Annotated in this window: 21 protein-coding genes; 11 read left to right on the top strand and 10 right to left on the bottom strand. The window is 65.4% G+C overall.

All coding sequences use genetic code 11. From position 1 onward, the window contains the following. Positions 1 to 5: 5 nt before the first annotated feature. The 8 genes from QZ613_RS17115 to QZ613_RS17150 all read right to left on the bottom strand — a co-directional run bounded on the left by QZ613_RS17115 (position 6) and on the right by QZ613_RS17150 (position 7,936). Positions 6 to 1,631 (bottom strand): carboxyl transferase domain-containing protein, encoded by a 1,626-nt coding sequence (locus QZ613_RS17115; RefSeq protein ID WP_043570414.1) that lies wholly within the window; start codon positions 1,629 to 1,631, stop codon positions 6 to 8. Continuing rightward, on the bottom strand, positions 1,631 to 2,233 hold the full coding sequence (locus QZ613_RS17120; RefSeq protein ID WP_043570411.1) for a 2-hydroxychromene-2-carboxylate isomerase: 603 nt from the start codon (positions 2,231 to 2,233) through the stop codon (positions 1,631 to 1,633). The genes QZ613_RS17115 and QZ613_RS17120 overlap by 1 nt, the downstream gene beginning before the upstream one ends. A gap of 103 nt (positions 2,234 to 2,336) precedes the next feature. After that, positions 2,337 to 3,473, bottom strand: a complete 1,137-nt coding sequence (locus QZ613_RS17125; RefSeq protein ID WP_043570409.1) for an acyl-CoA dehydrogenase — start codon at positions 3,471 to 3,473, stop codon at positions 2,337 to 2,339. Continuing rightward, positions 3,470 to 4,414, bottom strand: coding sequence for a DMT family transporter (locus QZ613_RS17130; protein WP_291864001.1), 945 nt, complete (start codon positions 4,412 to 4,414; stop codon positions 3,470 to 3,472). Before QZ613_RS17130 ends, QZ613_RS17125 begins: the two co-directional genes overlap by 4 nt. Positions 4,415 to 4,427: 13 nt before the next feature. Continuing rightward, complete coding sequence (can, locus tag QZ613_RS17135; protein WP_043570407.1) at positions 4,428 to 5,570, bottom strand: carbonate dehydratase; 1,143 nt, start codon at positions 5,568 to 5,570, stop codon at positions 4,428 to 4,430. Positions 5,571 to 5,688: 118 nt separating this feature from the next. After that, entirely contained in the window at positions 5,689 to 6,852 is a 1,164-nt protein-coding gene (locus QZ613_RS17140) for an isovaleryl-CoA dehydrogenase (protein WP_043570405.1), read from the bottom strand. A 33-nt stretch (positions 6,853 to 6,885) separates the two neighbouring features. Next, the gene (locus QZ613_RS17145; RefSeq protein WP_291983318.1) at positions 6,886 to 7,335 is read right to left on the bottom strand and encodes a PaaI family thioesterase; all 450 of its coding nucleotides are present in this window, start codon (positions 7,333 to 7,335) and stop codon (positions 6,886 to 6,888) included. Positions 7,336 to 7,390: 55 nt separating this feature from the next. Next, the gene (locus QZ613_RS17150) at positions 7,391 to 7,936 is read right to left on the bottom strand and encodes a MerR family DNA-binding transcriptional regulator (protein ID WP_291983319.1); all 546 of its coding nucleotides are present in this window, start codon (positions 7,934 to 7,936) and stop codon (positions 7,391 to 7,393) included. Between the two features lie 64 nt (positions 7,937 to 8,000). Here QZ613_RS17150 and QZ613_RS17155 point away from each other — a divergent pair, with 64 nt between their 5' ends. The 5 genes from QZ613_RS17155 to QZ613_RS17175 all read left to right on the top strand — a co-directional run bounded on the left by QZ613_RS17155 (position 8,001) and on the right by QZ613_RS17175 (position 13,507). Further along, on the top strand, positions 8,001 to 9,068 hold the full coding sequence (locus tag QZ613_RS17155) for an MBL fold metallo-hydrolase (RefSeq protein WP_043570398.1): 1,068 nt from the start codon (positions 8,001 to 8,003) through the stop codon (positions 9,066 to 9,068). 2 nt (positions 9,069 to 9,070) lie between these two features. Further along, complete coding sequence (phaC, locus tag QZ613_RS17160; RefSeq protein WP_043570396.1) at positions 9,071 to 10,903, top strand: class I poly(R)-hydroxyalkanoic acid synthase; 1,833 nt, start codon at positions 9,071 to 9,073, stop codon at positions 10,901 to 10,903. A gap of 33 nt (positions 10,904 to 10,936) precedes the next feature. After that, positions 10,937 to 12,103, top strand: coding sequence for an alkaline phosphatase family protein (locus tag QZ613_RS17165; protein WP_043570393.1), 1,167 nt, complete (start codon positions 10,937 to 10,939; stop codon positions 12,101 to 12,103). 65 nt (positions 12,104 to 12,168) lie between these two features. Beyond that, the gene (locus QZ613_RS17170) at positions 12,169 to 12,552 is read left to right on the top strand and encodes a YajD family HNH nuclease (protein ID WP_043570391.1); all 384 of its coding nucleotides are present in this window, start codon (positions 12,169 to 12,171) and stop codon (positions 12,550 to 12,552) included. Between the two features lie 100 nt (positions 12,553 to 12,652). Next, entirely contained in the window at positions 12,653 to 13,507 is an 855-nt protein-coding gene (locus tag QZ613_RS17175; protein ID WP_043570389.1) for an HDOD domain-containing protein, read from the top strand. Positions 13,508 to 13,564: 57 nt separating this feature from the next. Here the strand turns inward: QZ613_RS17175 and QZ613_RS17180 are convergent, their stop codons facing one another. Continuing rightward, a complete protein-coding gene (locus QZ613_RS17180; RefSeq protein ID WP_043570387.1) occupies positions 13,565 to 14,092 on the bottom strand; it encodes an adenylyltransferase/cytidyltransferase family protein in 528 nt (175 codons plus the stop codon). A gap of 329 nt (positions 14,093 to 14,421) precedes the next feature. Between QZ613_RS17180 and QZ613_RS17185 the strand changes: the two genes are divergently transcribed. The 4 genes from QZ613_RS17185 to QZ613_RS17200 are packed head-to-tail and all read left to right on the top strand — an operon-like array spanning position 14,422 to position 17,720. Next, entirely contained in the window at positions 14,422 to 14,673 is a 252-nt protein-coding gene (locus QZ613_RS17185; protein WP_043570385.1) for a phosphopantetheine-binding protein, read from the top strand. Positions 14,674 to 14,683: 10 nt separating this feature from the next. Next, positions 14,684 to 15,505 (top strand): hydrolase 2, exosortase A system-associated, encoded by an 822-nt coding sequence (locus QZ613_RS17190; protein WP_043570382.1) that lies wholly within the window; start codon positions 14,684 to 14,686, stop codon positions 15,503 to 15,505. Further along, a complete protein-coding gene (locus tag QZ613_RS17195) occupies positions 15,502 to 16,518 on the top strand; it encodes a hydrolase 1, exosortase A system-associated (RefSeq protein WP_043570380.1) in 1,017 nt (338 codons plus the stop codon). The genes QZ613_RS17190 and QZ613_RS17195 overlap by 4 nt, the downstream gene beginning before the upstream one ends. Beyond that, positions 16,515 to 17,720: a lipocalin family protein gene (locus tag QZ613_RS17200; RefSeq protein WP_043570378.1), complete on the top strand. Its 1,206-nt coding sequence runs from the start codon at positions 16,515 to 16,517 to the stop codon at positions 17,718 to 17,720. The genes QZ613_RS17195 and QZ613_RS17200 overlap by 4 nt, the downstream gene beginning before the upstream one ends. Positions 17,721 to 17,752: 32 nt before the next feature. Here the strand turns inward: QZ613_RS17200 and QZ613_RS17205 are convergent, their stop codons facing one another. Then, on the bottom strand, positions 17,753 to 18,718 hold the full coding sequence (locus tag QZ613_RS17205; RefSeq protein WP_291863990.1) for a LuxR C-terminal-related transcriptional regulator: 966 nt from the start codon (positions 18,716 to 18,718) through the stop codon (positions 17,753 to 17,755). Positions 18,719 to 19,013: 295 nt separating this feature from the next. Here QZ613_RS17205 and QZ613_RS17210 point away from each other — a divergent pair, with 295 nt between their 5' ends. Together QZ613_RS17210 and QZ613_RS17215 are read left to right on the top strand one after the other, a co-directional pair. Then, positions 19,014 to 25,472, top strand: a complete 6,459-nt coding sequence (locus tag QZ613_RS17210; RefSeq protein ID WP_043570372.1) for an S-layer family protein — start codon at positions 19,014 to 19,016, stop codon at positions 25,470 to 25,472. Between the two features lie 179 nt (positions 25,473 to 25,651). Further along, positions 25,652 to 25,936 (top strand): hypothetical protein, encoded by a 285-nt coding sequence (locus QZ613_RS17215; RefSeq protein ID WP_291863987.1) that lies wholly within the window; start codon positions 25,652 to 25,654, stop codon positions 25,934 to 25,936. Positions 25,937 to 25,940 lie beyond the last annotated feature (4 nt).

Raw genomic sequence — 25,940 nt, forward strand, 5'->3', positions numbered from 1 at the left:
CTCGCTCACATCCGGAAAATGCCGAACTTCGTCGCTTCGGCTGCGGCGTTCATCGCTGCCGAGAGGCCGAGCCCGAGAACCCGCCGGGTGTCGGCGGGGTCGATCACGCCATCGTCCCAGAGGCGGGCGCTGGCGTAGTAGGGATGGCCCTGGACCTCGTACTGGGCGCGGATCGGCGCCTTGAACGCCTCTTCGTCCGCAGCGCTCCACGACTTGCCGGCGGCTTCTATGCCGTCGCGTCTGACCGTTGCCAGAACGGCCGCCGCCTGCTCGCCGCCCATCACCGAAATGCGCGCATTCGGCCACATCCACATGAAACGCGGCGAGTAGGCACGCCCGCACATGCCGTAATTGCCGGCACCGAAAGAACCGCCGATGACCACCGTGAATTTCGGTACCCTGGCACAGGCGACGGCGGTGACCATCTTCGCACCGTCGCGAGCAATGCCGCCGTTCTCGTACTTGCGACCGACCATGAAGCCGGTAATGTTCTGCAGGAAAAGCAGCGGAATGCCGCGCTGCGCGCAGAGTTCGACGAAATGGGCGGCTTTCAGCGACGATTCCGAAAACAGGATGCCATTGTTGGCGACAATTCCGACCGGATAGCCCCAGACGCGCGCAAAGCCGCAGACGATGGTCGTTCCGTAACGCGCCTTGAACTCGTCGAAGTCCGAGCCATCGACGATGCGCGCGATGATCTCGCGCACGTCGAAAGGCTTCTTGCTATCGCTGGGGATCACTCCGTACAACTCGTCGGCCGCGTACAGCGGTGCCCGCGGCTCGCTCAGAGCAAGCGGCGGGTGCTTGCGCCAGTTGAGATTGCCGACGATGCGACGAGCAATCACCAGCGCGTGCGCGTCGTTTTCGGCGTAGTGGTCGGCGACACCCGAGACGCGCGTATGCACGTCGGCGCCACCCAGATCCTCGGCGCTCACCACTTCGCCGGTTGCCGCCTTGACCAGCGGCGGCCCGCCGAGAAAGATCGTTCCCTGATCCTTGACGATGATCGATTCGTCGGACATCGCCGGCACATAGGCCCCGCCCGCGGTGCATGAGCCCATCACCGCTGCGATCTGCGGGATGCCTGCCGCCGAAAGATTGGCCTGGTTGTAGAAGATACGGCCGAAATGCTCCTTGTCCGGAAAGACGTCCTCCTGCATGGGCAGGAAAGCGCCGCCCGAGTCGACCAGGTAGATGCACGGCAAGCGGTTCTCGCCGGCGATCTCCTGCGCGCGCAGGTGTTTCTTGACGGTCAGCGGGTAGTAGGTACCCCCTTTAACCGTCGCGTCGTTGGCGACGATCATGCACTCGACGCCGTTCACCCGCCCGATACCGGTGATCAGCGACGCCGCCGGCACCTCGAACGGATTCTCCGCGCTGCCACCATACATGCCGTAGGCGGCCAGCTGCGAGAGTTCGACAAAGGGCGAGCCGGGGTCGACAAGGGCGTTCACGCGCTCGCGTGGGAGCAGCTTGCCGCGCGCCAGATGTTTCTGGCGCGCGCTTTCAGGCCCCCCGAGGGCGATGCGCGCGACGGTGGCGCGCAGATCGGCAACGACCGCACGCATGGCCTCGCCGTTGGCCTTGAATTCGGCACTCCGCGCGTTGAGCTGGGTTTGCAGTACGGGCATCAGAAACCTCCAGAGGTCAGCCAGCGATCCATTTGCGGCAGTCGGTCAACGCCAAAGAATGGCTCGCCGTCGACGATCATGTACGGCGAACCAAAGACGCCCCTGGCGAGCGCCGCGTCGCATTCGCCTTTCAGCCGCTGCTTGAGTTCGGGGCCGTTGAGCGCGACAGACAGCAGGTCGCGATCGGCACCGTGCCGCGCCGCCAGTTCGATGACCACGTCCAGGTCGGAGATGTCGCGCCCCTCGGCGTAGAGCGCGCGGAAAAGCGAGTGCGCGAAGACCCGCGCCGTTGCGCAGTCCCGATCGTCCAGCCAGTAATAGGCGCGCGCCGCGTGCTGCGTGGCGAGCGGAAACTTCGTCGGATGGCGGTAAGGCACAGAGAGGAAGCGCGCCGAACGAGAGAAGTCGTGCACCGAGTACTCGCCCTTGAGCGGCACCAGCGTCAAGGGCGCAGCGCCGGTGTGCTTGAACACCACGCCGAGCAGAATCGGCCGCCACCTGACCTGGCGCCCGTGGCTCCTGGCGAGTTCGTCGATCTTCTCGGAGGCCAGGTAGCCATACGGCGACGAGAAGTCGAAGTAGAAATCGATGGGTTCCGGCATGGGTACCTATCCCGATCCAAAGGAAACCGCCGGCCAGCGGTGTGGCGAGCGGACCTTGAGCCAGGCGGCGTCCGCCTGCGGCCGCAGCGCGTGGCGGCTCATGTCAGGCGTCGGCAACGGCGCGGCCGATGACCAGCCGCTGGATGTCGTTGGCGCCTTCGTAAATCTGGCAGACGCGGACGTCGCGGTAGATCCGCTCGACCGGGAAATCGCTGACGTAGCCATAACCGCCGAGAATCTGGATGGCGTCCGAACAGACCTTCTCGGCCATTTCGGAGGCGAACATCTTGGCCATTGACGCTTCCTTGAGGCAGGGCTTTCCGGCATCCTTGAAAGTTGCAGCGCGCCAGACCATCAGCCGCGCGGCGTCGATCTGGGTGGCCATGTCGGCAAGGCGAAAGCTCACTGCCTGGTGCTCGATGATCGGCTTGCCGAAGGTTGCGCGGTCCTTGGCGTACTGCACCGCGCATTCGAAGGCGGCGCGCGCCATGCCGACCGACTGCGCGGCGATGCCGATACGGCCGGCTTCGAGGTTCGACAGGGCAATGCGGTAGCCGTCGCCTTCCCTGCCGAGCAGGCAGGACGCCGGAACGCGGCAGTCTTCGAACAGGATCTGGGCAGTATCCGAAGCACGCTGCCCCATCTTTTCCTCGATGCGCGCAACGATATAGCCGGGGGTGTCGGTGGGCACCAGGAAACACGAGATGCCTTTCTTGCCCGCAGCCTTGTCGGTCACTGCGAAGACGATCGCCACCTGGCCGTATTTGCCGGTGGTGATGAACTGCTTGACGCCATTGAGGACGAAATGGTCGCCGTCGCGGTCGGCACGGGTAGTGATCGCTGCCGCGTCGGACCCGGTGTGCGGTTCGGTCAGGCAGAAGCAACCGAGTTTCTCGCCGCTGGCCAGCGGTTTGAGCCAGGTTTCCTTCTGCTCGTCGGTGCCGTACTTCATGGTGATCCCGCAGGCCAGCGAGTTCTGGACGCTGACGATGGTCGAGGTGGCGCCATCACCGGCAGCGATTTCCTCGATCACCAGCACCAGCGACATGTAGTCCATGCCGGCACCGCCCCACTCCTCGGGGACCACCATCCCGAGCGCGCCAAGTTCGCCGAGTTCGCGCAAGGCCTCAGCCGGAAACGTGTGATTGCGGTCCCATTCGCCGGCGAAGGGGGCCAGACGCTCGCGCGCGAATTCACGCAGCGAGTCACGAATCATTTCCTGTTCCTGAGTCAGAATCATGCAGCTTTCTCCTTGAGGTTGGCACCGGACGCAAGTTTCACTCCGGCGCGATTGGTGATGTAGACGCCGGCAATCACCAGGGCGCCGCCGCTCAGCACGGCCAGCCCGAGCCGCTCTCCGAGCAACACGGCACCAAGGATGACGGCGCTGACCGGCACCAGATTGATGAACGCCGCCGAACGCGTGGCGCCGATGCGCTGGACGGCCTCGGCGTACCAGGTGAAAGCCAGCGCGGTGCCGAAAAGACCGAGGAAAACGATTGCGCTCCAGCCACGCCAGGTCGTTTCGGCCAGCGAAAACAGCGAACCCTGCAGCAGCGCCGCGCCGGTCAGCATCAACCAGCCGGTGACACTGGCGCCGAAAGTCATCGCCAGCGGCGACAGCGAGCGGGTACCGCGCCGCCCGAGGAAAGTGTAGATCGTCCACATCACGGCGCAGCCGATGATCAGCCATTCACCGAGCCCCACCTCGCCGGCAAGCAGCAGGTAGGGATGGCCATTGGTGACCACCAGCAGACAACCGAAGGCAGCCAGGCCGATGCCGAGCGCCTTGGTCGGCGACATCGGCGCACCGAACAGCAACCAGTCGCTGGCGGCGATCAGCGCCGGCGTCAGCGCCACGACCAGCGCACCACGGCCGGCCTGAATCATCGTCATGCCGTAGAGAAAGCAGACGTTGTAAAGGAAGATGCCGGTGGCGCCGAGCGCGGTGAGCGTCAGCCACTCGCCGAGCGACCACCGCGGCCAACCTTCGCGAACGACCAGCAGGGCACCGAGAACCAGCGCCGCGAGCAGGAAGCGCCAGCTGGCCACGGCCAGCGGCGCCGCTTCGCTGACCGCGATGCGCGCGGCGACCCAAGTCGCCCCCCACAGCGCCGCCGTGGCAATCAGCTTGAAATAGGTCGCCGGCGACGCGGAAAACCGCTCCAGGGGAACTGACAAGTGAGCCGCCACGTCAGCCCTGCAAGGCTTCGAGCGCCGTCAGGTAGGTGGGCAGCAGGTCTTCCTGGCGGTGCACGGTAAACCCGAGGTCGCGCATCAGCCCATCCTTGAGGCCGTAGATCCAGCCGTGCACGGTCAGCGGCTGGCCACGCTGCCAGGCATCCTGGACGACGAAGGTCTGGCAGACGTTGGCCACCTGCTCGAGGACGTTGAGCTCGCACAGGCGGTCGTGTCGCTGCTCGGGCGGCAGGCTGTCGACGCGCGCCAGGTGCTTGTCGTGCACGTCGCGCACGTGCCGCAACCAGATGTCGACGAGGCCGACGCGGTCGCGATTGAGCGCCGCCTTCACCCCCCCGCAACCGTAATGGCCGACGACCATGACGTGCCGCACCTTGAGCGCATCGACCGCGAACTGGATCACCGACAGGCAGTTGAGATCGGTATGCACGACGACGTTGGCGACGTTGCGATGCACGAAGATCTCGCCCGGCAGCAGGCCGACGATCTCGTTCGCCGGCACCCGCGAATCGGAACAGCCGATCCACAGATACTCTGGCGTCTGCAGCCGCGACAGGCGCATGAAATACTCGGCGTCGCTTTCCTGCATGCGATTCGACCAGGCGCGGTTGAAGTCGAAGAGGTGAAAGAGGTTTTCGTTGGCCACTTCCTCCTCGGTCCAGTTCTGCAGATCGAGGGCGAGAAACATGGTCCCCTCTATCGGCGTCTGGTAGTACGCGGGCGCTTCGTGAAAACCCAATTCACGATACAGCCGGACGGCGACGCGCATCGCCGGCAGGGTGTCGAGCAACAGCCGCTTGTAACCGATTTCCTTGGCCGCCTTGATCGCCGCCAGCGCCAGCTCGAGACCGACACCGCCACCGCGCTGCCCGGGCTCGACGTACAGGCGCTTCATCTCGCAGAGACCCGCGGACAGCGGCCGGATGCCGACGCAGCCCGCCGGCCGGCCGTCGCGCTCGGCGTAGAACAGGCGACCCGATGGGGCTGCATAGGCGCCCGGCAGCGACGCCATTTCCTCCTCGAAACCCTGGAATGACAGATCGACGCCCAGCCAGGCGGCATAGTTGCGGAAAAACTGGCGAACGTGTTCGACAGCAGCGCTGTCGTCGGCGGTGAGGTTGCGCAGGATGGTGGTCATGATCTTCCCGAAAGCTGCGGACAAGGACTGCAGAATAGCTGCTGAAAACGCGCTACGCCGTGGCGGCAGGCAGGCTCCCGCCCAGCGGCGTAAGGCGCAGTGTAGGGCGCATCGCGCCTCAGAGCGTGTCGGCGAACAGTTCGCGACCAATCAGCATACGGCGGATTTCCGAAGTGCCGGCGCCGATTTCGTAAAGCTTCGCGTCGCGCCACAGCCTGCCGGCCGGATACTCGTTGATGTAGCCGTTGCCGCCGAGCGTCTGGATGGTCTCGCCGGCCATCCAGGTCGCCTTTTCGGCGGCGTAGAGAATCGCGCCGGCGGCGTCCTTACGTGTCGTTTCGCCGCGATCGCAGGCCTGGCCCACGGCATAGACGTAGGCCCGGCAGACGTTGAAGGTGGTGTACATGTCGGCGACCTTGCCCTGCATCAACTGGAACTCGCCGATCGCCTGCCCGAACTGCTGGCGGTCGTGCAGGTAGGGCAAGACCAGATCCATCGCCGCCGCCATGATCCCCAGCGGCCCGCCGGCAAGCACCGCGCGCTCGTAGTCGAGGCCGCTCATGAGCACGCGCACGCCGCCGTTGAGCTGGCCAAGAACGTTTTCCAGCGGCACTTCGCAGTCGTCAAAGAAGAGCGGGTAGGTGTTCGAGCCGCGCATGCCGAGCTTGTCGAGCTTCGAGCCGCAGGAAAAACCCTTCATTCCCTTCTCGACGATCAGCGCGGTGATTCCCTTCGCCCCGGCGTTGAGGTCGGTCTTCGCGTAAACCACCAGGGTGTCGGCGTCACCGCCGTTGGTGATCCACATCTTGCCGCCGTTGAGCACGAGGTGATCGCCCCTGGCTTCGGCGCGCAGCTTCATGCTCACGACGTCGGAGCCGGCGTTGGCTTCGGACATCGCCAGCGCGCCGATGTGCTCGCCGGAAATCAGCTTCGGCAAGTACCTGGCCTTCTGTGCAGCGTTGCCGTTGCGACCGATCTGGTTGACGCACAGGTTGGAGTGCGCGCCGTACGAGAGTCCGACGCTCGCCGACGCCCGCGAAACCTCTTCCATGGCAATGATGTGCGCCAGGTAGCCCAGCCCGGTTCCGCCGTACTCCTCGTCGGCGGTCATCCCGAGCAACCCCATGTCGCCGAACTTGCGCCACAGATCGGCGGGAAACAGGTTGTCGCGATCGATGGCCTCGGCACGCGGTGCGATTTCGGCAGCAGCAAAGCCGCGAATGCTTTCCCGCAGCATGTCGATCGTTTCGCCGTGGGCAAAGTTGAGGCTCGGGTATTCCATGTCTCTCGCTCCTTGGGTGGGCTGGGGCAGGTACTAGCGCGGATGCTCTTTCTTGCCGTGAACAGTCATGATCGTCTGCTGCATCAGGGCGCACATGCTCTTGCGGCCATGCTGAACGGCAAACACTTCGGCGCGGGTGACGATCAGCGTCCGCCCGTAGCGGAGTACCGACCCCTCGGCAATCAGCAGATCGCCCTCGGCCGGCGCCAGCAGGTTGAGCTTGTACTCGACGGTCAGCACGCCCGTCTCCGGCGCGGTCAGCGTACTGGCGGCGTAACCGGCCGCCGAGTCGGCGATCATGCCGACCACGCCGCCATGGATGTAGCCATGTTGCTGCGTGATTTCGGCCTTATGCGGCAAATGGATCTCGGTGTACCCGGGCTCGACCACCGCCATGCTCGCGCCAATCAGCGCCATCGCCTGCTGGCGATCGAAGCTGGCGCGGACACGTTCGGCAAAATCGGGATCCTGGGCTTTGTGCATGGCCGCCATTTAAGGTTACGTTGACGTAAACGTCAACTACTTTCGCGCGGCGCTCTCACGCCACCTTGTCGGCTTTCGCCGCTTTGTTGGCCGCTTTCCTGGTCGCATCGTCGACCGCCCTGCCGGTCCCGTTGCCGGCCGCCTTATCGACCGACTCGCTCGCCGCGCGGGTCAGCAGCAGTTGCCGGCATTGCTGTTCGAAGTTGCAGACTTCCTGCAGCACCGCCTCGATGTCCTCGCGTTGCTGCAACAGGGCTTCCTTGCGCTGCTGCAGGCCGTTCAGGAACTCCGACAACTGGGTGTTCTTGTCGCGCGCACGGTCGTACATACCGATCAGGTAGGAAATTTCGACCAGACTGAAGCCCAGCCGCTTGCCACGCAGGGCAAGCTTCAGACGCGTGCGGTCACGGCGCGTGAACACGCGCGTCCGACCTTCGCGCATCGGCGAGAGCAGACCCTGATCCTCGTAGAAACGGATCGTTCGTGGCGTGATGTGAAACTCCCGCGCCAGATCGGAAATGCTGAAGGTCGTCGCTTGCTGATCCACTGCAGGGCTGTCCGGAGTCTGATCACGTGTAGAATGCTTCGCTGCAGAGGCCATCAGGGGCCAGCCTCCTGAGCGGCCAAGTTTATAGATTCCGGACGTTTTTACAATCCACCGCCCAATGCTCCCCGACTACCCTTTTGCCACCCCCCCGGCCGCCGGAGAAACTTTCGCGGTCGCTCCCGGCATCCACTGGTTGCGCATGCCGCTGCCCTTCGCGCTGAATCACATCAACCTCTGGCTGCTCGAGGACGACGACGGCTGGACGATTGTCGATACCGGTTTTGCGCTCGACACGGTCAAGGCCTGCTGGCAAACGATCCTTTCCCGGCTGAGCGCGAGCGAACGTGGCGGGCGAATCGTGCGCATCATCGTCACCCACTTTCACCCCGATCACCTCGGCCTCGCCGCGTGGCTGCAGGAACAGACCGGCGCGCCGGTGTGCATGACGCTGGGCGAGTATCTGACCGCGCACGCGGTCTGGCACGAAATCGGCGGGCACGGCAATCAGCCGATGCTGCGCCAGTTTCGTGCGCACGGACTCGACGCCGACCGCTGTGCGGCGCTTGAGCGGCGCAGCGGCAACTACAACCGTGGCGTGCCGAGCCTGCCAACCACCTACCAGCGCCTGTTTGGGGGTGACGAACTGCACATCGGCAGGCAGCGCTGGCAGGTTCGCCTCGGCTTCGGCCACTCGCCGGAACATGCCGCGCTCTACTGTCGCGAGTTGGGCGTCCTGATTTCCGGCGACATGCTGTTGCCCAAAATCTCGACCAACATCAGCGTCTTTGCCGTCACCCCGACAGCCGATTCGCTGCGCGACTTCCTGCAGTCGATCGACCGTTACCGCGAACTGCCGGCCGAAACGCTGGTCCTGCCGTCGCACGGACTGCCTTTTCACGGAATCGAGAACCGCGTCAATGCCCTGCACGCCCATCACGAAGAGCGGCTGCAGGTGCTCGAAGACCATTGCACCAGCCCGCGCAGCGCTGCCGAGCTGCTGATGACCCTGTTCGCACGTGATCTCGACACCCATCAGACGATGTTCGCCATGGGTGAGGCGATCGCCCATCTCAACCGGCTCGAGCACGCCGGCCGACTGCTGCGCAGCGAGGACGAAAGCGGCCTGATCCGTTTCGTCAAGAAGCAGGGCGCTGCCGGGCCTCCAGGACAACCCGCCGGACACTGACCATGACATCGCCGCCAGCGAGTGCACAAGACCGATCTCTGCCCGCCGCCGCAGAGGTCGCCAACAGCTATCTGGAAGTCGCCCAGCGCGCATCACGCCTGCTGCGCCGGCACATGAAGAAGACCGCCAGAAAAGGTATCTGGTTTCCCAGCGAGGAATTCGCAGTCGCCGGGGCGTTCATGGATCTCTCGGCGCGGCTGCTGGTCAGCCCGTACCGGCTGGCGCAAACCCAGATGGCGATGATGCGCGATCACGTCCAGTTGTGGCAGCAGTCCATGCTGCGCAGCATGGGCATGCCCTCGCACGCCGTGGCCCGCCCCGACGCCGATGACGAACGCTTCGCCGACGAAGCCTGGCAGGAGAATTTTCTTTTTGACTTCATCAAACAATCGTACCTGATCACGGCTCGCCATCTGCACCAGACCGTGGCCGGCGCGGAGGGCCTCGATGAAGTGACCCGGCAGCGGGTAAGCACGCTCACGCGGCAGTACATCGACGCGCTGGCGCCGACCAACTTCGCCCTCACCAACCCGGAAGTGCTGCGCGAAACGGTGAGCAGCAAGGGCAAGAACCTGCTCAAGGGCCTCAAGCACCTGCTCAAGGACTTCGCCGCAGGCGATTTGCAAGGGCGGCTTCCCCCGCGGCCTGGCGACAGCGGCGCCTGGCGTCTCGGCACGGACCTGGCCAGCACCCCGGGCAAGGTGATCTACCAGAACGAGCTGATGCAGTTGATTCAGTACCAGGCGACCGGCAGCCACCAGCACCGGAAACCCTTGCTGATCGTGCCGCCGTGGATCAACAAGTACTATGTCTTCGACCTTCGCGAAAGCAATTCCTTCGTCCGCTGGGCGAGCGAACAGGGCTTCACGACCTTCATCATCAGCTGGGTCGACCCCGACCAGCGACTGGCACAGAGAGGCTTCGCCGACTATCTGGTCGATGGCGTACTGGCGGCAATCGACGCTGTCGAGCAGGCAAGCGGCGAGAAGCAGGTCGACGTCGTCGGCTACTGCCTCGGCGGCACGCTGCTGATGGCCACCCTCGCCTGGATGGCCGCCCGCCGCGACAAGCGTGTGGCTTCAGCGACTTTCCTGGGAACGCTGATCGACTTCTCCGCACCCGGCGAACTGGCAACGCTTGCCGAGGCGGCGCCCGGGAACACAGGAAAGACCGCCGGAACGCGCCATCGCGACAGCGCAGCGCTGACCAGCAGCACGTACAAGATGGTGCACGCCAACGACCTGATCTGGTCCGTCGTGGTCAACAACTACCTTCTCGGCAGGGATCGCTTTCCGCTCGACCTGCTGCACTGGAACGCCGACGTGACGCGCCTGCCGACGGCGCTGCACCGCTTCTATGTGGAGAACTTCTACCAGGCCAACAAACTGCGGCAGCCGGGCGGGGTTACCCTGGCCGGCGTCGCCATCGACGTCTCCCGGGTCAAGGTGCCGTGTTATTTCCTGGCCACGATCGAAGACCATATTTCCCCGTGGCGGAGTGTCTACAACGGCGCGCAGCTGCCCGGCGGCCCGCGCCGCTTCGTCCTCGGCGGTTCCGGCCACCTCGCCGGGACGATCAATCCGCCCGCGGCCAAGCAACACGGCTACTGGACAAACGAGAGCAGCACCCTGCCCGAACAGGCAGGCGCGTTCCTGAGCAGCGCCACCCGGCACCACGGTTCATGGTGGACCGACTGGCAACAATGGCTGCTCGCCCAGGCCGATGGCAATACCCTGGTCGGCGCGCGCCAGCCGGGTGAGCGGGCACTGAAGGTGATCGAGGATGCTCCCGGCAGCTACGCCGGCGGTCACGACGCCCCACCCGCGGCGCCCTAGCCAGCCGCAGCTGCCTGAGAGAACACCTACCCGATGAGCTCGACCCAACTCCCCGACTACAGCGGCGGCAGCATCGTCAACCTGATGCAGAGCATCGCCACCGCCTGCGGCAGCACGCGCAGCGACTACCCGCCGCTGGCCTTGCTGTCGGCGGCACAACTCGCCCGGGCAAGGCATGTGGTGTTGATCGTTGTCGACGGCCTCGGCCTGCGCACCCTGGCCAGGCATTCCGCCAGCCGGCATCTGCAGGAGCATCAACTGGGCAGCATGACCTCGGTTTTCCCATCGACGACCGCCAGCGCGATCACCACCTTCATGACTGGACTGGCCCCGGCGCAGCACGGACTGACCGGCTGGCACATGCACCTCGACGAGATCGACCAGACGCTGGCCATCCTGCCACTAACTCCCCGCGACGGACCGTCGCTGACCCCGGCCGAACAGCTGCCAGCACGCCTTTTCAAGCATCAATCGCTGTTTCAGACACTGAACCGAGAATCGTGGGTGATCGCGCCACAAAGTATCGCCGCCAGCGCCTTCAACAGCTGGCACTCGCGCGGCGCGCAGACCATAGCCTACCGCGCCTTGCCGGAGATTTTCGCCAACATCGGCGAACTCACCCAGGAAAAGGTCAAGTCGCGCTATATCTACGCCTACTATCCCGATCTCGACACCCATTCACACCGTTACGGCACCGACAGCCGCCAGGCGCAGCAGACGCTGGCCGCGTTTGACGCCCATTTCGGCGAACTGCGACGACGGCTTCGCGGCAGCAATACCTGGCTGCTGGTCACTGCCGACCACGGGTTCATCGATTCTCCGGGCCGACGGGCGATCGATGTCGACGACCACCCGCAGCTCGCCGCACTGTTGCAGCGGCCGCTGTGCGGCGAGCGTCGCGTCGCCTATTGCTACGTCGCCGCGGCGAAGCGGCCAGCTTTCGAAAGCTACGTCCGCCGCCATCTCGCTCGTGCCTGCCACCTCTACGCCAGCGAGGAGCTGATCGCCGCCGGCTGGTTCGGTCCGCCGCCCTATCATCGCGCTCTCGCGTCGAGGGTTGGCGACTACACGCTGCTGATGAAGGACAACTGGACGATCAAGGACTGGCTGCCTGGCGAAAAACGCTACACCATGCTCGGCGTGCACGGCGGCACCAGCAGCAGCGAGATGCGCGTGCCCTTGATCGCGCTCCGTGTCTAGCCGCGACACGACGTGCCGGCGAGCACTGCAAGCGACCGTATTCATTCCATCAGGGAGTCCATGAAATGGCCAACGACAATGCCAAGAGCGCCCACACCGACCGTCTGATCGCCGACGCGGTGCGCAATCGCCAGAGCCGCGAGGCCGGTTATCGCGAACAGGCGCTGAAAATCTACCCATGGATCTGTGGACGCTGCAGTCGTGAATTCAGCCACCACAACCTGCGCGAACTGACCGTTCACCACCGCGATCACAACCACGACAACAACCCCGGCGACGGCAGTAACTGGGAACTGTTATGCCTGTACTGTCACGACAACGAGCACTCGCGGCAACTCGACGCCGACGCGGCGCGTCAGGCGGGGATCGATTCGTCTGGCGCGAAAACCAGGGCCGTCGCCACCGGCCAGCCGTTCGCCAACCTCAAGGACCTGCTGAAACGCAACTAATCAGCAACTGGCGCCTCCCGGGGTGCGCCAGGAGAACAAATAGCGCAGGCAGCGGCCCCGGCGCCCTGCCACCGCGCACAGCGTGTCGGAGCAACAAGCAATGAGCAATCAAATAAGCTTCCGCATCCTCGAAGATATCGCCCGCGACCTGTCCAGCGAAATGGTCTGCTTTCCGACCTTTCTCGACATCACTTTCCGGGTACGAACGGCCCTCAAGAAGCCCGACCTGACCATCGAACAACTGGGAACGCTGGTCAGCGCCGAGCCGCTGATGAGCACCAAGATCATCCGTCTGGCCAACTCGGCGGCGATGAACCGTTCCGGACGGGTCATCGCCGACCTCAACCGAGCCATCGCTCGCGTCGGCATGGAAGCGGTACGCAGCGTCTCGTTTGCCGTGGCCATGGAACAGTTGCTCAATTCGAAGAAAATGGCACCCTTCGAAGCCCTCTCGCGACGCCTCTGGGAACACAGCATGCACGTGGCTGCCCTGTCGCGCGTGCTCGCCCGGCGACTGACCAAGATCAGCCCGGACGAGGCCATGTTCGCCGGCCTGGTCCATGATATCGGCGTCTTCTACCTGCTCTCGCGAGCGGCGAATTTCCCCGACCTGATCGCCGACCCGGCCGAGTTGCACCAGTTGCTGGTGCAATGGCATGCCGACATCGGGCACGCCCTGCTCGCCGCGATGGGCTTGCCCGAGGAACTGCTGACCGTCGTTCAGGAGCACGAACTGGAGCACGTGTTTGACACCGTAGGCACACTGGCCGAAGTCCTGTTCGTCGCCAACCGCCTGGCCAATGTGCAACACGGCTGGCGAGATGACGCCTACTCCGCACCGCCTGACGCCGCCGTTGTCGCGCAGCTGTTCGCAGCCGACGAACTCGAGCCCCTGCTCGCCGAGTCGGCCGACGACGTTGCCTCGCTGAAAGCCGCACTCGGCGGCCAAGCCTAAGCCGCCGCCGCGCAACGCGGGCCCGCTTCCCCCCGGACCGGCAGGAGGCAGCACGGGCTACAGTCGGCGGATCTTCTCGAGCAGCGCGGTGGTGGAAGTCTGGTGGATGAAAGGCAGGGACACGACGCGCCCCCCGCCGGCGCTCACTTCGCGGTTGCCGACGATTTTCTCGACCGGCCAGTCGCCACCCTTGACGAGAACCTCCGGCCGGCACTCGAGAATCCGCTGCAGCGGCGTATCCTCGTCGAACCAGGTCACCAGCGTCACCGATTCCAGCGCCGCGATCACCGCCAGCCGATCGAGCAGGCAATTCACCGGCCGGTCGTCGCCTTTCCCCAGGCGCTTGACCGAGGCGTCCGAGTTCACCGCCACCAGCAGCGCCGCACCCAGCACCCGTGCCTGCGCGAGAAGCGTCACATGCCCGCGATGAACGATGTCGAAGCAGCCATTGGTGAACACCAGAGGGCGCGCCACGTCGGCGAGGCGCCCGGCAAGCTCGCCGGGGGCAACGATCTTGCTCTCGAAGGCGGGCAATGCACGGGTTACGGGGGCTCCCGGCTGCGCCGGCAGGGTCGATTCGGCCATTCTTTACTCCAGGAAGCGTGCCGGTGCTGCCGGCTGGCCCAGTCGGGCGCCAGCCGGCTCACCTGACGATGCACGCCAGTCTCTCATCCGCCCGCCTGGCCAGCAAGGCCTGGCCATGGCAGGGCACGCCGCCACCTTCCCCACCCGCCCCGTAAAAGCCGGCGCCGCTGGCGATCCGGACGCTCGCCACGTGACCTATCTCACGGAGGCTCGGCAAGCAGCTCGTTATAATCGCCGCTCAAACGACCAGCACCGGCTTGGCTGGCCGACTGCGCAATACGGAATACGGCATACTCGAATGCTGGAACAACCCCGCCACAGGAGAAAACATGGAGATCAGAAACGAGGTCGTCGCGGTGCTTGACGAGGTATTGAGCCTCAAGGGCCGCACCAGCGCCTTCACCCTGGACACGCCCCTGCTTGGCGCCATTCCGGAACTCGATTCGATGGCCGTCGTCGCCCTGATCACGACCCTGGAGGAACGTTTCGGCTTTGTCGTGGACGACGATGAAATCGACGGCACGGTCTTTGCCTCGCTAGGCACGCTGCTCGACTTCGTGCAGGGAAAACTCGGCGCCTGAGCCGCCGACCATGCCCTGCGAAGCCTTCTTCCTGCCCAGCGCCGCCGGCCAGCGCTTTGCCCTGCTCTACACCCCGGAGCCGGCGACGAAGCAACGTGGCGCAGTGGTCTACGTGCACCCCTTCGGCGAGGAGCTCAACAAGTCTCGCCGGATGGCGGCCCTGCAGGCCAGGGCCATGGCCAGCGCCGGCTACAGCGTGCTGCAGATCGATCTGCTCGGCTGCGGCGACAGTACGGGTGATTTCGGCGACGCCACCTGGGAGGCCTGGCTGGCCGACGTAAGACTCGCCTGTGCCTGGCTGCAGGAACGGACGGCGGCCCCCCTGTGGTTGTGGGGCCTGCGCAGTGGCTGCCTGCTGGTCAATGAGGCGGCGCAGCGCATGCCAACGCCGGTCAAGCTGCTGCTCTGGCAACCGGTGCTCTCCGGCAAGCAGTTCCTGCAGCAATTCCTGCGCCTGAAAGTGGCCGCCGAAATGCTCGCCAGCGATGGCAAGGGCGTCATGGAGCGCTTGCGCAGCCAGCTCCGGCAGGGCGAAGCCATCGAGGTCGCCGGCTATCTGTTGTCGCCGGCGCTGGCGCATGGTCTCGAACAGGCGGAACTCCTGCTGCCGCACCGCTCGGGTCGCGTCGAGTGGATCGAGATCTCCGGGCGGCCCGATGCCAGCCTGTCGCCGGCGGCCACGGCGCGTCTCACGCAGTGGCAGGCCGCCGGCCAGGAAGCACGCGGCACGGCAGTCAGCGGCCCTGCGTTCTGGCAGACGACCGAGATCAGCGAGTGTCCGGCGCTCCTCGAGGCCAGCCTGCGCGCCCTCTCGGAAACCATTCCGGCATGAACATCCGCGAACAGGCGCTGCTCATTCCCTGCGCCGGCGAACTGCTGCCGGCGATTGTCGCCTGGCCATTGGCCGGGCGCCACGGTGGCAGCCAGCAAACCACCAACTGTGACCAGGACCAGGCAGGGCTGCCGGACGGCGCAGCCAACGGCCAACCGGCAAGGCTCACTGCCGACGACCGCCGCCGCGCGCAGCGCGCCGCCTGCGGCGTACTGATCGTCGTCGGCGGCCCGCAGTACCGGGTGGGCAGTCACCGCCAGTTCCTGCTGCTGGCCAGGCGCCTCGCCGGCGCAGGTTATCCGGCAATGCGTTTCGACTACCGCGGCATGGGTGACGCCGGTGGCGGCATGCGTGGCTTCGAGGAGGTGTCGACGGACATCGCTGCGGCCATCGATGCCTTCCAGAGCGCCAGCCCGGCGCTGCAGCGCGTCGTTCTCTGGGGCCTTTGCGACGCCGCATCGGCTGCCCTGCTGTACGTCCAGGCAAGCCGAGACCCGCGCATCGCCGGCCTGGCCTTGCTCAACCCCTGGGTGCGCTCGGAGGTCAGCCTGGCGCAGACGCACATCAAGCACTATTACGGCCAGCGCCTGCTGCAAGGCGAATTCTGGCGCAAGCTGCTCAGCGGCCGCCTCGAAGTGGTCAAGTCGCTGCGCGCGCTGCTTGCCAGCGCAATGCTGGCGCGGCGTTCGCGCGCGCCAGGCAAGGCGCCGCAAAGGCACCGCTTCCAGGAACGCATGGCGGAAGGCTGGCGCGAGTTTCCCGGCCGGCTGCTACTGATCCTCAGCGGACAGGACTACACTGCCAAGGAGTTCCTCGAGTTTGCCGGCAGCGACCCGGCCTGGTCAGGACTCGTCGACGCGGCCAAGGTGCGGCGGGTCGATCTTGCCGAGGCCGATCACACTTTTTCCTCTCGCACGCAGCGTGCGCAAGTCGAAGACGCCACGCTGGCCTGGCTTGACACCGTGAGCGAGGTTCTTGAAACCGCTCCCACCACCGGGGGATTTCTCGCATGAGCACGCAGATCACCAGTTCCTATGGCGGCCGACGCCACAGTCGCGGCAAAGCCCATGCCGGCTCGGCACGCTGGTTCCGACGCTATCGATGGCTGGTCATTACCGGCTGGCTGGCCATTCTGATGGTCGTCGTCTGGGTGCTCTTCATGCGCTCCGAACCGCTGCCCGTACCCTCCGGCGCGGCCAGTCGGGTAGCCACTTTGGCCAGCGCGAGCGCCGACGCCGGGCTGCTGCCGCCGGTAAGACTGCCAGCCGACGACGCGGTGCACGACAAGCTCACCGAGTGGTGGTACTACAGCGGCCACCTGCAAACCGACTCCGGTGAAAAGTATTCGTTTCACCTGGCCAGCTTCCTGCGGCGCGGAACGCTGACGCACACGGTCTTCCACGGCTCGCTCCTCGACCATCGGACCGAGAAGCGATACACCGAGCAGGCGCGTACCGCCGGCAACCCCTCGGATGGGCGCCGGGATGGCTTCAACCTGACCTTCGGCAAATGGCAGCTGCAGGGAAACGGGGAAAAACACCTGGCCAGGATGGCCGGCAAGGACTTTTCGCTCGATCTGCAACTCGATGACCGGAACGCGCCGGTCCTGCACCAGGCGCCGGGAACGCCGGTCGCCGGCCTGCTCGACTTCGCTGCCGCCGGCAAGAGCTATTACACTTCGCGTCCACGCATGACCGCGCATGGGACGCTGACCGTCGAGGGCCAGCGGAAAGCGGTACGCGGCGAAGTGTGGTTCGACCACCAATGGGGTGACTTCGAAGCAGCAAACCTGCGCTGGAACTGGTTCGCCCTGCAACTGACCGACGGTGCCGACATCATGATTTTCGAGCTCTTCGATCGGCAGGGAAAACCGGTCCAGCGCATGGGCACCTACGCGAGGAACGGCACGGTAACGGCCCTCGGCGATGCCGACATTGCGCTTGGCTCAACGGCCAGCTGGATGAGCCCTGAATCCGGAGTGCGCTATCCGCTGGACTGGACCGTCGCGATTCCCTCGCAGGGCCTGCAACTGCAGGTGGACCCGGTCATCCGGGCGAGCGAGTTTGATTCACGCACGACGACGCTGAACGTGTACTGGGAGGGCGCGGTCAAGGTGAGCGGCTCGCACAACGGTGGCGGCTTCATGGAGTTGAGCGGCTACGAGCCGGTGAAGGAGCCGGCAAAGGAACCCGCATCGGCAAAGCGCAAGAAATAGCGCTCGGCACGACCGAACCGGGCGCCAGCGCATCACGCCTTGTCGGCAAGGCGACGCACCAGTTCAGCCTTGTTGTTGACCCCCAGCTTGCGAAAGCAGTGGGCAATATGGTTGCGTACCGTTGCCGGAGAAAGCGACAGGCTCGCGGCGATTGCCGAATAGGTTTCGCCCTGCGCATAGCGCGTGGCAACCTCGCCTTCGCGCGCCGAAAGCTGCGCCAGCGCGCCGTCCGATCGAGCGCTGAGGTAGCGCAGGTGACCGCATGACGCAACGTCCAGAGCCAGCTCGGGCGACACATACGCACGCCCCGTGCGCAGTGAAGCGAGGAGCGGCTCGGGCAGGGCGCTGCCACGCCAGCCCGGCCAGAGCGCACTGACGCGGGAAATGAAGGCCGGTGAAGCCTCACGCAGGAAACCCCGCGCATCGGCCACCGCCCACTCGCGGTTGAAGACGCCGGGAACTCTCAGGAAATGACGCAAGCGCACGGCGCGATGTATCTCCACCAGGTGCGGCATCAGCAGTTCCTTGGTTTGCCGCTCGGTCTCGGAAAAAGGGCGCTTGCGGTCGTGACGCCACAGGGTCAGGAACTCGTATAGCGACGACGTCGGTTCGATGACCAGCGTTCCCAGCGACCATTCGATCCTGAAGCGCCGCCCCAGCTGGCGATACAGTGCTGTGCGCACGTAGCGTGCGCGCGTGGTGAGGTCACTCATGTTGACCGAAATGCCAGGCGAGGCGACCAGGGCCGCGCGAAAGAAATCGCCGTCGACGAAAGGCGGATACGCGTCGACGATGCTTTCATCGCAGTTGTGCAGGAACACTTCGTGCAGCGCCGGAGGATGCGCCGTGGCGTTGCCCCACCACGCCGAATCGAAGTCCACCAGCGAGCGCAGCTGCTCGACTGCCCAGGCCTGGAAACTGCCCAGCGGCACCTCGCGACCGTCGCGATAAAGGTGCAGGATCAGCGCATTCAGAGGGCCAGCGTCGACGTTCGGCATGCGCGCATTGTGCACCAAAAACCCGTTCTCTACCGCTCTCCGCCAATGGTGCAATTGCATCACCCTGGCGCTTTACAAGCGCCCGCGGCACGCTCAGGAAAACTGCCGACCCGTCCCTGCAACGCGCCGCGATGGCTTCCTCAAGCGCTTGAAAAAGCACCGGAAAGCCGCTGCGAGCCACCACCCAACCCTTGCGGGCATAGGACTTGCTTTTAGGACTGACATCAAGTTGCTTTATGTTGCCGGCCGGCGCCGAGTGCTGTCGGCGTTCCGTCCGTGATCAGAGGAGACACCCATGCGCGCCAATCACCCGCTTTCGACAGTCAAGCCAGCCCTTCTTGCCATTCTTCTCGCCTTCCCCGCACAGCAAGCCCTCGCGGTCACCTGCACCTGGAACGTTACCGCCGGCAACTGGGCGACGCCCTCCGACTGGTTGACCTGCGGCGCGGGCAATGGTAATCCGGCGACCACGCCCGGCAGCAGCGACACCGCCAATATCGGCGCCGCGGGCGTGGTCACGATCAACACCGGGCAGTCGATTCGGACGCTGAACAACGCCGGCCAGATCAACATCGACGCCTTCGGCCTCAACCTCGTCGGTGGTGGCGGCACCACCAACAGCGGCGTCATCAACGTCGGCGGCGCCTCGACGGCCAATATTGGCGTCTCCGTCGGCCACAACATCAACAACACCGGCGGCACGATCAACATCGATGACGGCAGCGTCGTCAACCAGTTCGGCAGCACCATCACCGGCGGCATTATCGGCACAACGGGTAGCGGCGCGCTGGTGGCATTCAGTAGCCCTTCCAACTACCTGAGCGGCGTCACCCTGAACGGCAACCTCGACATGACCAACACCAACGCCCGGGAACGAGTCATTGGTGGCGGCCTGACGCTCAACGGCACCATTGACATCAACAACAACGGCATCCTCAGCTTCGAGGGCGACGGCGCCCTGAGTGGCAACGGCAGCATCGTGCTTGGGACCACCGGTCCGGGCAACCGCGTGGACCTCGACGGCACCGGAACGACCACCGTCGGGTCGAACATCACCATCCGCGGCGAGAACGGCACCATCGGCAACCAGATCAACATCGGCGGCACGCAGACGCTGGTCAACAACGGCAGGATCTCCGCCGATGTCGCTGGCGGAACGATCACCATCACCGACTCGGCGGTGACCAACAACGGCATCCTGGAAGCCAAGAACGGTGGCACCCTGCTCCTGTCCAGCAACGTCGCCGGCGGTGCCAGCGGCCAGATCGTCGCCGGCGCCGGCAGCACCGTGCAGCAGAGCGGCGTGGTGATCAGCGGAACGGTCAATACCTCGGGGAGCGGCGTCTTCCGCGCCAACAGCAGCGCTGCCAACTACCTCAGCGGCGTCACCCTGAACGGCAACCTCGACCTCACCGCCACCAACGCCCGCGAACGCGTCGTTGGGGGCGGCCTGACGCTCAACGGCACCATAGACATCAACAACAACGGCATTCTCAGCTTCGAGGGCGACGGCGCCCTGAGTGGCAACGGCAGCATCGTGCTCGGGGCCACCGGTTCGGGCAACCGCGTGGACCTCGACGGCAACGGAACCACCACCGTCGGCACGAACGTCACGATTCGCGGCGAGAATGGCACCATCGGTGGCCAGATCAATATCGGCGGCACGCAGACGCTGGTCAACAACGGCAGGATCTCCGCCGATGTCGCTGGCGGAACGATCACCATCACCGACTCGGCGGTGACCAACAACGGCATCCTGGAAGCCAAGAACGGGGGCACCCTGCTCCTGACCAGCAACGTCGCCGGCGGTGCCGGCGGCCAGATCGTCGCCGGTGCCGGCAGCACCGTGCAACAGAGCGGCGTGGTGATCAGCGGCACGGTCAATACCTCGGGGAGCGGCGTCTTCCGCGCCAGCAGCAGCGCTACCAACTACCTCAGCGGCGTCACCCTGAACGGCAACCTCGACCTCACCGCCACCAACGCTCGCGAACGCGTCGTTGGGGGCGGCCTGACGCTCAACGGCAGGATCGACATCGATAGCAACGCCGTCCTCAGCTTCGAGGGCAACAGCGCCCTCGATGGCAACGGCAGCATCGTGCTCGGGGCCACCGGTTCGGGCAACCGCGTCGCCCTCGACGGCAACGGCACCACCACCGTCGGGTCGAACATCGCCATCCGCGGCGAGAACGGCACCATCGGCAGCGCGATCAATATCGGCGGCACGCAACTGCTGGTCAACAACGGCAGGATCTCCGCCGATGTCGCTGGCGGAACGATCAACATCACCACCTCGGCGGTGACCAACAACGGCATCCTGGAAGCCAGTAACGGTGGCACCCTGCTCCTGTCGAGCAACGTCGCCGGCGGTGCCAGCGGCCAGATCGTCGCCGGTGCCGGCAGCACCGTGCAGCAGAGCGGCGTGGTGATCAGCGGCACGGTCAATACCTCGGGGAGCGGCATCTTCCGCGCCAGCAGCAGCGCTGCCAACTACCTCAGCGGCGTCACCCTGAACGGCAACCTCGACCTCACCGCCACCAACGCCCGCGAACGCGTCATTGGGGGCGGCCTGACGCTCAACGGCACCATTGACATCAACAACAACGGCATCCTCAGCTTCGAGGGTAACGGCACCCTCGATGGCAACGGCAGCATCGTGCTCGGGGCCACGGGTCCGGGCAACCGGGTCGACCTCGATAGCAACGGCACCACCACCGTCGGCACGAACGTCACCATCCGCGGCGAGAACGGCACCATCGGCGCCCAGATCAATATCGGCGGCACGCAGACGCTGCTCAACAACGGCAGGATCTCCGCCGATGTCGCTGGCGGAACGATCACCATCACCGACTCGGCGGTGACCAACAACAGCGTCCTGGAAGCACGCAACGGTGGCACCCTGAACCTGAACAGCAACGTCAACAACACCGCCAGCGGCGTGATCCTCGCCGACAACGGTGTCGTTCTCCAGTCGACACAACGGGTCACCGGCGGAGCGATCAATTCAGTCAACGGTGGCGTCTTCCGGGTCACCAGCAGTGCCAGCAACTATCTCGATGCAACGACGATCGGCGGCACGCTGGACATGGCCACCCTCGTCAACAGCCGCGAGCGCGCAGTCAATGGCCTGACGGTCAATGGTACGGTCAACATCAACAACAATGGCATACTCAGCCTCGAGGGCGGACAGGCACTCGCCGGAAATGGCTCGATCGTCTTCGGCAACACCGGCGCCGGCAACCGCCTGGACCTGGATGGCAACGGCACGAGCACCATCGGCTCGAACGTCACCATCCGCGGCGAGAATGGCAATATCGGTGGCCAGATCAATATCGGCGGCACACACACGCTGGTGAACAACGGCACGATCAATTCAGACGGCGGTGGCCTGATCCGAGTCAATACCGATGGCACGCTGACCAACCATGGCACCCTGCGTGCGCAAAACGGGACGCTGACGATCGACAACGGCGTCACCGGTAGCGGCACGCTGCAAGTCGATGCGAGCGGCGTGATGAACCTGACCAACGCCGCGAACACGCAGGGCCGGCTGGTCATGGGTGCTGCCGGATCGACGCTCAACATCGGCACCCAGAACCTGACCATCAACACCGACTACACCAACGTCGCCGCCGGCGCAGGCAACGCCTTCAACCGCCGCGCCGGCGTTTCCGGGCTCGGCCAGATCGTCGCCGGTGGCGATGTCGCGCAGGTGATCACCGGCGCCGGCGTGAGCAACGGCGCCACCACCAACGCGACACTGACGATCAACAACGTGCGCGTCGGTGACACCACCTTCAACTACCAGATCGCCAACAACGGCACCACCGGCCCGGCGCTGCGCGGCGCCGTCCAGACCAGCGTCAACGGCGCCAATCTGAGCGATGCACGCCTCGGTGGCAGCGGTGTCACGGCCGGCAACTACAACACCGGCGCGCCGGGCAACAACACCGGCAACCTCGGCGTGACCTTCAGCGCAGCCAGCGCCGGCGCTCTCGCACCGCTCAGCGGCCAGGTCCTCAACCTGCGCAGCAATTTCGAGAATATCCCCGACCAGAAGCTGAACATCGTGCTGGCCAGCAATGCTGCGGCCTACAACGCGGCCGTCGGCAGCGCCGGCTCACCGGTGCTGGTGGCCAACCAGCGCGTGGGCGGCAGCAACACGGCCACGGTGACGGTCAGCAACACAGCGGCGGCGGGTGCCTTCAGCGAAGACCTCAACGTCAGCGTCGGGGGATCAAGCGGCGCTACCGGCAGCGGCACCATCACCGGGCGGCTTGCCGGCACCAGCAACACGGGCAGCGGCTCGATCACGGTCGGCGGCCTCGACACGAGCACCGCAGGCGCCAAGAGCGGCACCGTGACGCTCGCCTACGAGACCGCGGGCAAGGTCAATGGCGTCAGCAATGGACTGGTCGCAGCCAGCGTCGGCAGTCAGGTGCTCACCGTCTCGGGCGACGTCTACCGCCTGGCGGCCGGCGCAGCCAACCCGACGCCAATCGTCTTCGCCAACCGCCACGTCGGCGATTCCGCGAGTCAGCTGCTGACGGTGCAGAACACCGCCGCCGCCGATGGCTTCTCCGAAAAGCTCAACGCCAGCATCAGCTCCAACGGCGGTCCGGCCACCGCCAGCGGCAGCGTCAACCTGCTCGCGGCACAGGCGACCAACAGCAGCAGCCTGCAGGTCGGCATCGATACCAGCAGCGCCGGCGCCAAGAGCGGCAGCGCGACGATCAGCTACGTCTCCGACGGTACCGGCAGCAGCGGCCTGGCGGCGATTGCCGCAGGCAGCCAGACGATCAACGTCAGCGGCGACGTCTACCGCCTGGCGTCGGCCAACAACCTCGGCGCCGTTGCCTTCGGCAACGTACACGTCGGCGACTTCGTCCAGCAGGCGCTGAGCATCAGCAATACGGCGCTCGCCGACGGCTTCTCGGAAAAACTCAACGCCAGCTTCGGCGCCAGCTCGGACGCGCGCATCACGACCAGCGGCAGCATCAGCCAACTGGCGGCACAGGCGACCAACAGCAGCAGCATGCTCGTCGGCCTGAACACGACCGCCGCGGGCAACGTCAACGGCACGCAGGTGATCAACTTTGCTTCCGACGGCGCCGGCACCAGCGGTCTGGGCATCACCGCGCTGGCGTCGCAGACGATCGGCGTCAGTGGCGACATCACCACCAGCGGCAGTGTCTTCCGCCTGGCCAGCGCCAGCCCGGCGACTCCCAACCCGGTCAACTTCGGTGCTCTGCGCATCGGCAGCACGGCCGAGCAGACCTTGAGCATCACCAACACGGCGGCCAACGACGGCTTCTCCGAAAAGCTCAACGCCAGCATCAGCTCCAACGGCGCGCCAGTCACCGCCAGCGGCGCCTTCAATCTGCTCGCCGCCCAGGCGACCAACGGCAGCGACCTGCGTGTCGGCATCGATACCAGCAGCGCCGGCGCCAAGAGCGGCAGCGCAACGATCGCGCTGGTCTCCGACGGTGACGGCACCAGCGGCCTGGGAACGACGAATCTCGCGCCGCAGACGGTCAACGTCAGCGGTGACGTCTATCGGCTGGCCAACCCGACCCTGAACACTACCGACGTCACCCTCGTGGCACGTCGCGGCGACGCGGCACCGATGGCGGCGATCAGCGTCACCAACGCCAGTCCGGACAGCTTCACCGAAGGGCTCAAGGCCGGCTTCGGCACGCTGGCTGGCGGTTTCTCGGCTAGCGGCGCCATCGCCAACCTGGCAGCGCAAGGCACAGACGCCAGCAGCCTGCAGATTGCGTTGAACACCAGCTCGGCCGGCAACGTCGCCGGCAGCGCGGAAGTGAACTTCGCATCGACCGGGGCCGGCACCACCGGTGCGGCCGACATTTCAGTCGGCAGCCAAGTAGTCAGCCTGGCCGGCAGGGTGTACGAGAAGGCCGTCGCGCAGGTGAATACGGTGCTGGTCGACTTCGGGATCGTCCACAAAGGCGACGTCGTTGCGGCGAAGAACATCTCGGTCACCAACAGCGCGCCGGTGGCGGCCCTCAACGATACGCTGCAGGGCAGCTTCATCAACATGCCCGTCGGTCCCTTCGGCGGCAGTGGCAGCGTCAGCGGCCTGGCCGCCGGACAGACCGACGCCAGCAGCCTGCTGGTCAGCCTCGACACGACCAGCGCCGGGGTGTTTACCCAGGGCGGTGACCGGCTGCAGTTTGCCAGCCACAACCCGGACATGGCCGACCTTGGCCTCGGCGACACCGCGCTCACCCTGCAGGCGCAGGTCAACAACTACGCCAAGCCGACCTTCTCGAAGACCTCGGGGGCGGGCTCGCTGGGCGGCAGCGGCTTTGATTTCCTGCTCGACTTCGGCACGCTCACCGCGGGCAGCGGCATGGTCAGCGCCTTGCTGCAACTGGCCAACGACGTCGTCGGCCCGGCCGACCTGCTCGATGGCGCTTACAGCTTCGCGCTCAACGAGTTCCTGAAGAGCGGCTTCGCTTCCTTTGCCGATCTGCGCGCCGGTGAAGCGCAAGTCGGCCTCGAGATTGCGTTCGATGCCCTGAATGTCGGCAGCTTCAGCGACACCATCGTACTCTCGGCCGTCGGTCACAATGGCAGCGGCTACAGCGCCGCCTTCCAGGACATCCGGCTCACCGTCCAGGCTCGGGTACAGGCGGGCGGCGGCAACCAGATTCCGGAACCCGGCACTCTGCTGCTGCTGACCATCGCCATGGCGATCATTGTTCTCCAGCGTCGCCGCGGAATGTTAGACTAAAGCCGCAAACGGGTTCCTCGGCAGAGGAACCCGTGTCGCCTCTGGCCACCGATCGGCCACCTGTTAACCACTTGTTAGCCGCCCGTTAGCCACGACCATTTCCACCGCGCCTTCTTGCCACTCGTTTCCCCTGTTCGCCGCGGCAAGGCGCGTTCCTTGAATTTCTCGGGAGTCCTCGATTGACCACTATGCAATATCGTGCCCTGCTCGCCCTGGGCGCCCTGGCGCTGTGTCTGGCGATTGTCAATGCGCTGATGTTCAGCGCCAACCGCCAGGAACAGAATGAGCTGGCCACACGCGGCCAGTACATCCAGCAGAGCCTGCAACTGGAACCTCTCTACCAGTCGCTGATCAAGTCGCTGGCCGACCTTGCGGCGCGCGACAACGATACCGCCTTGCGCGACTTGCTGGCCTCGGAGGGAATTACTTTCAGCGCCGGCGGTCAAGCCGCTGCGGCACGGTGAGCGA

It is taken from the genome of Candidatus Accumulibacter sp. ACC005, assembly GCF_907163215.1.
Classification (GTDB): domain Bacteria; phylum Pseudomonadota; class Gammaproteobacteria; order Burkholderiales; family Rhodocyclaceae; genus Accumulibacter; species Accumulibacter regalis.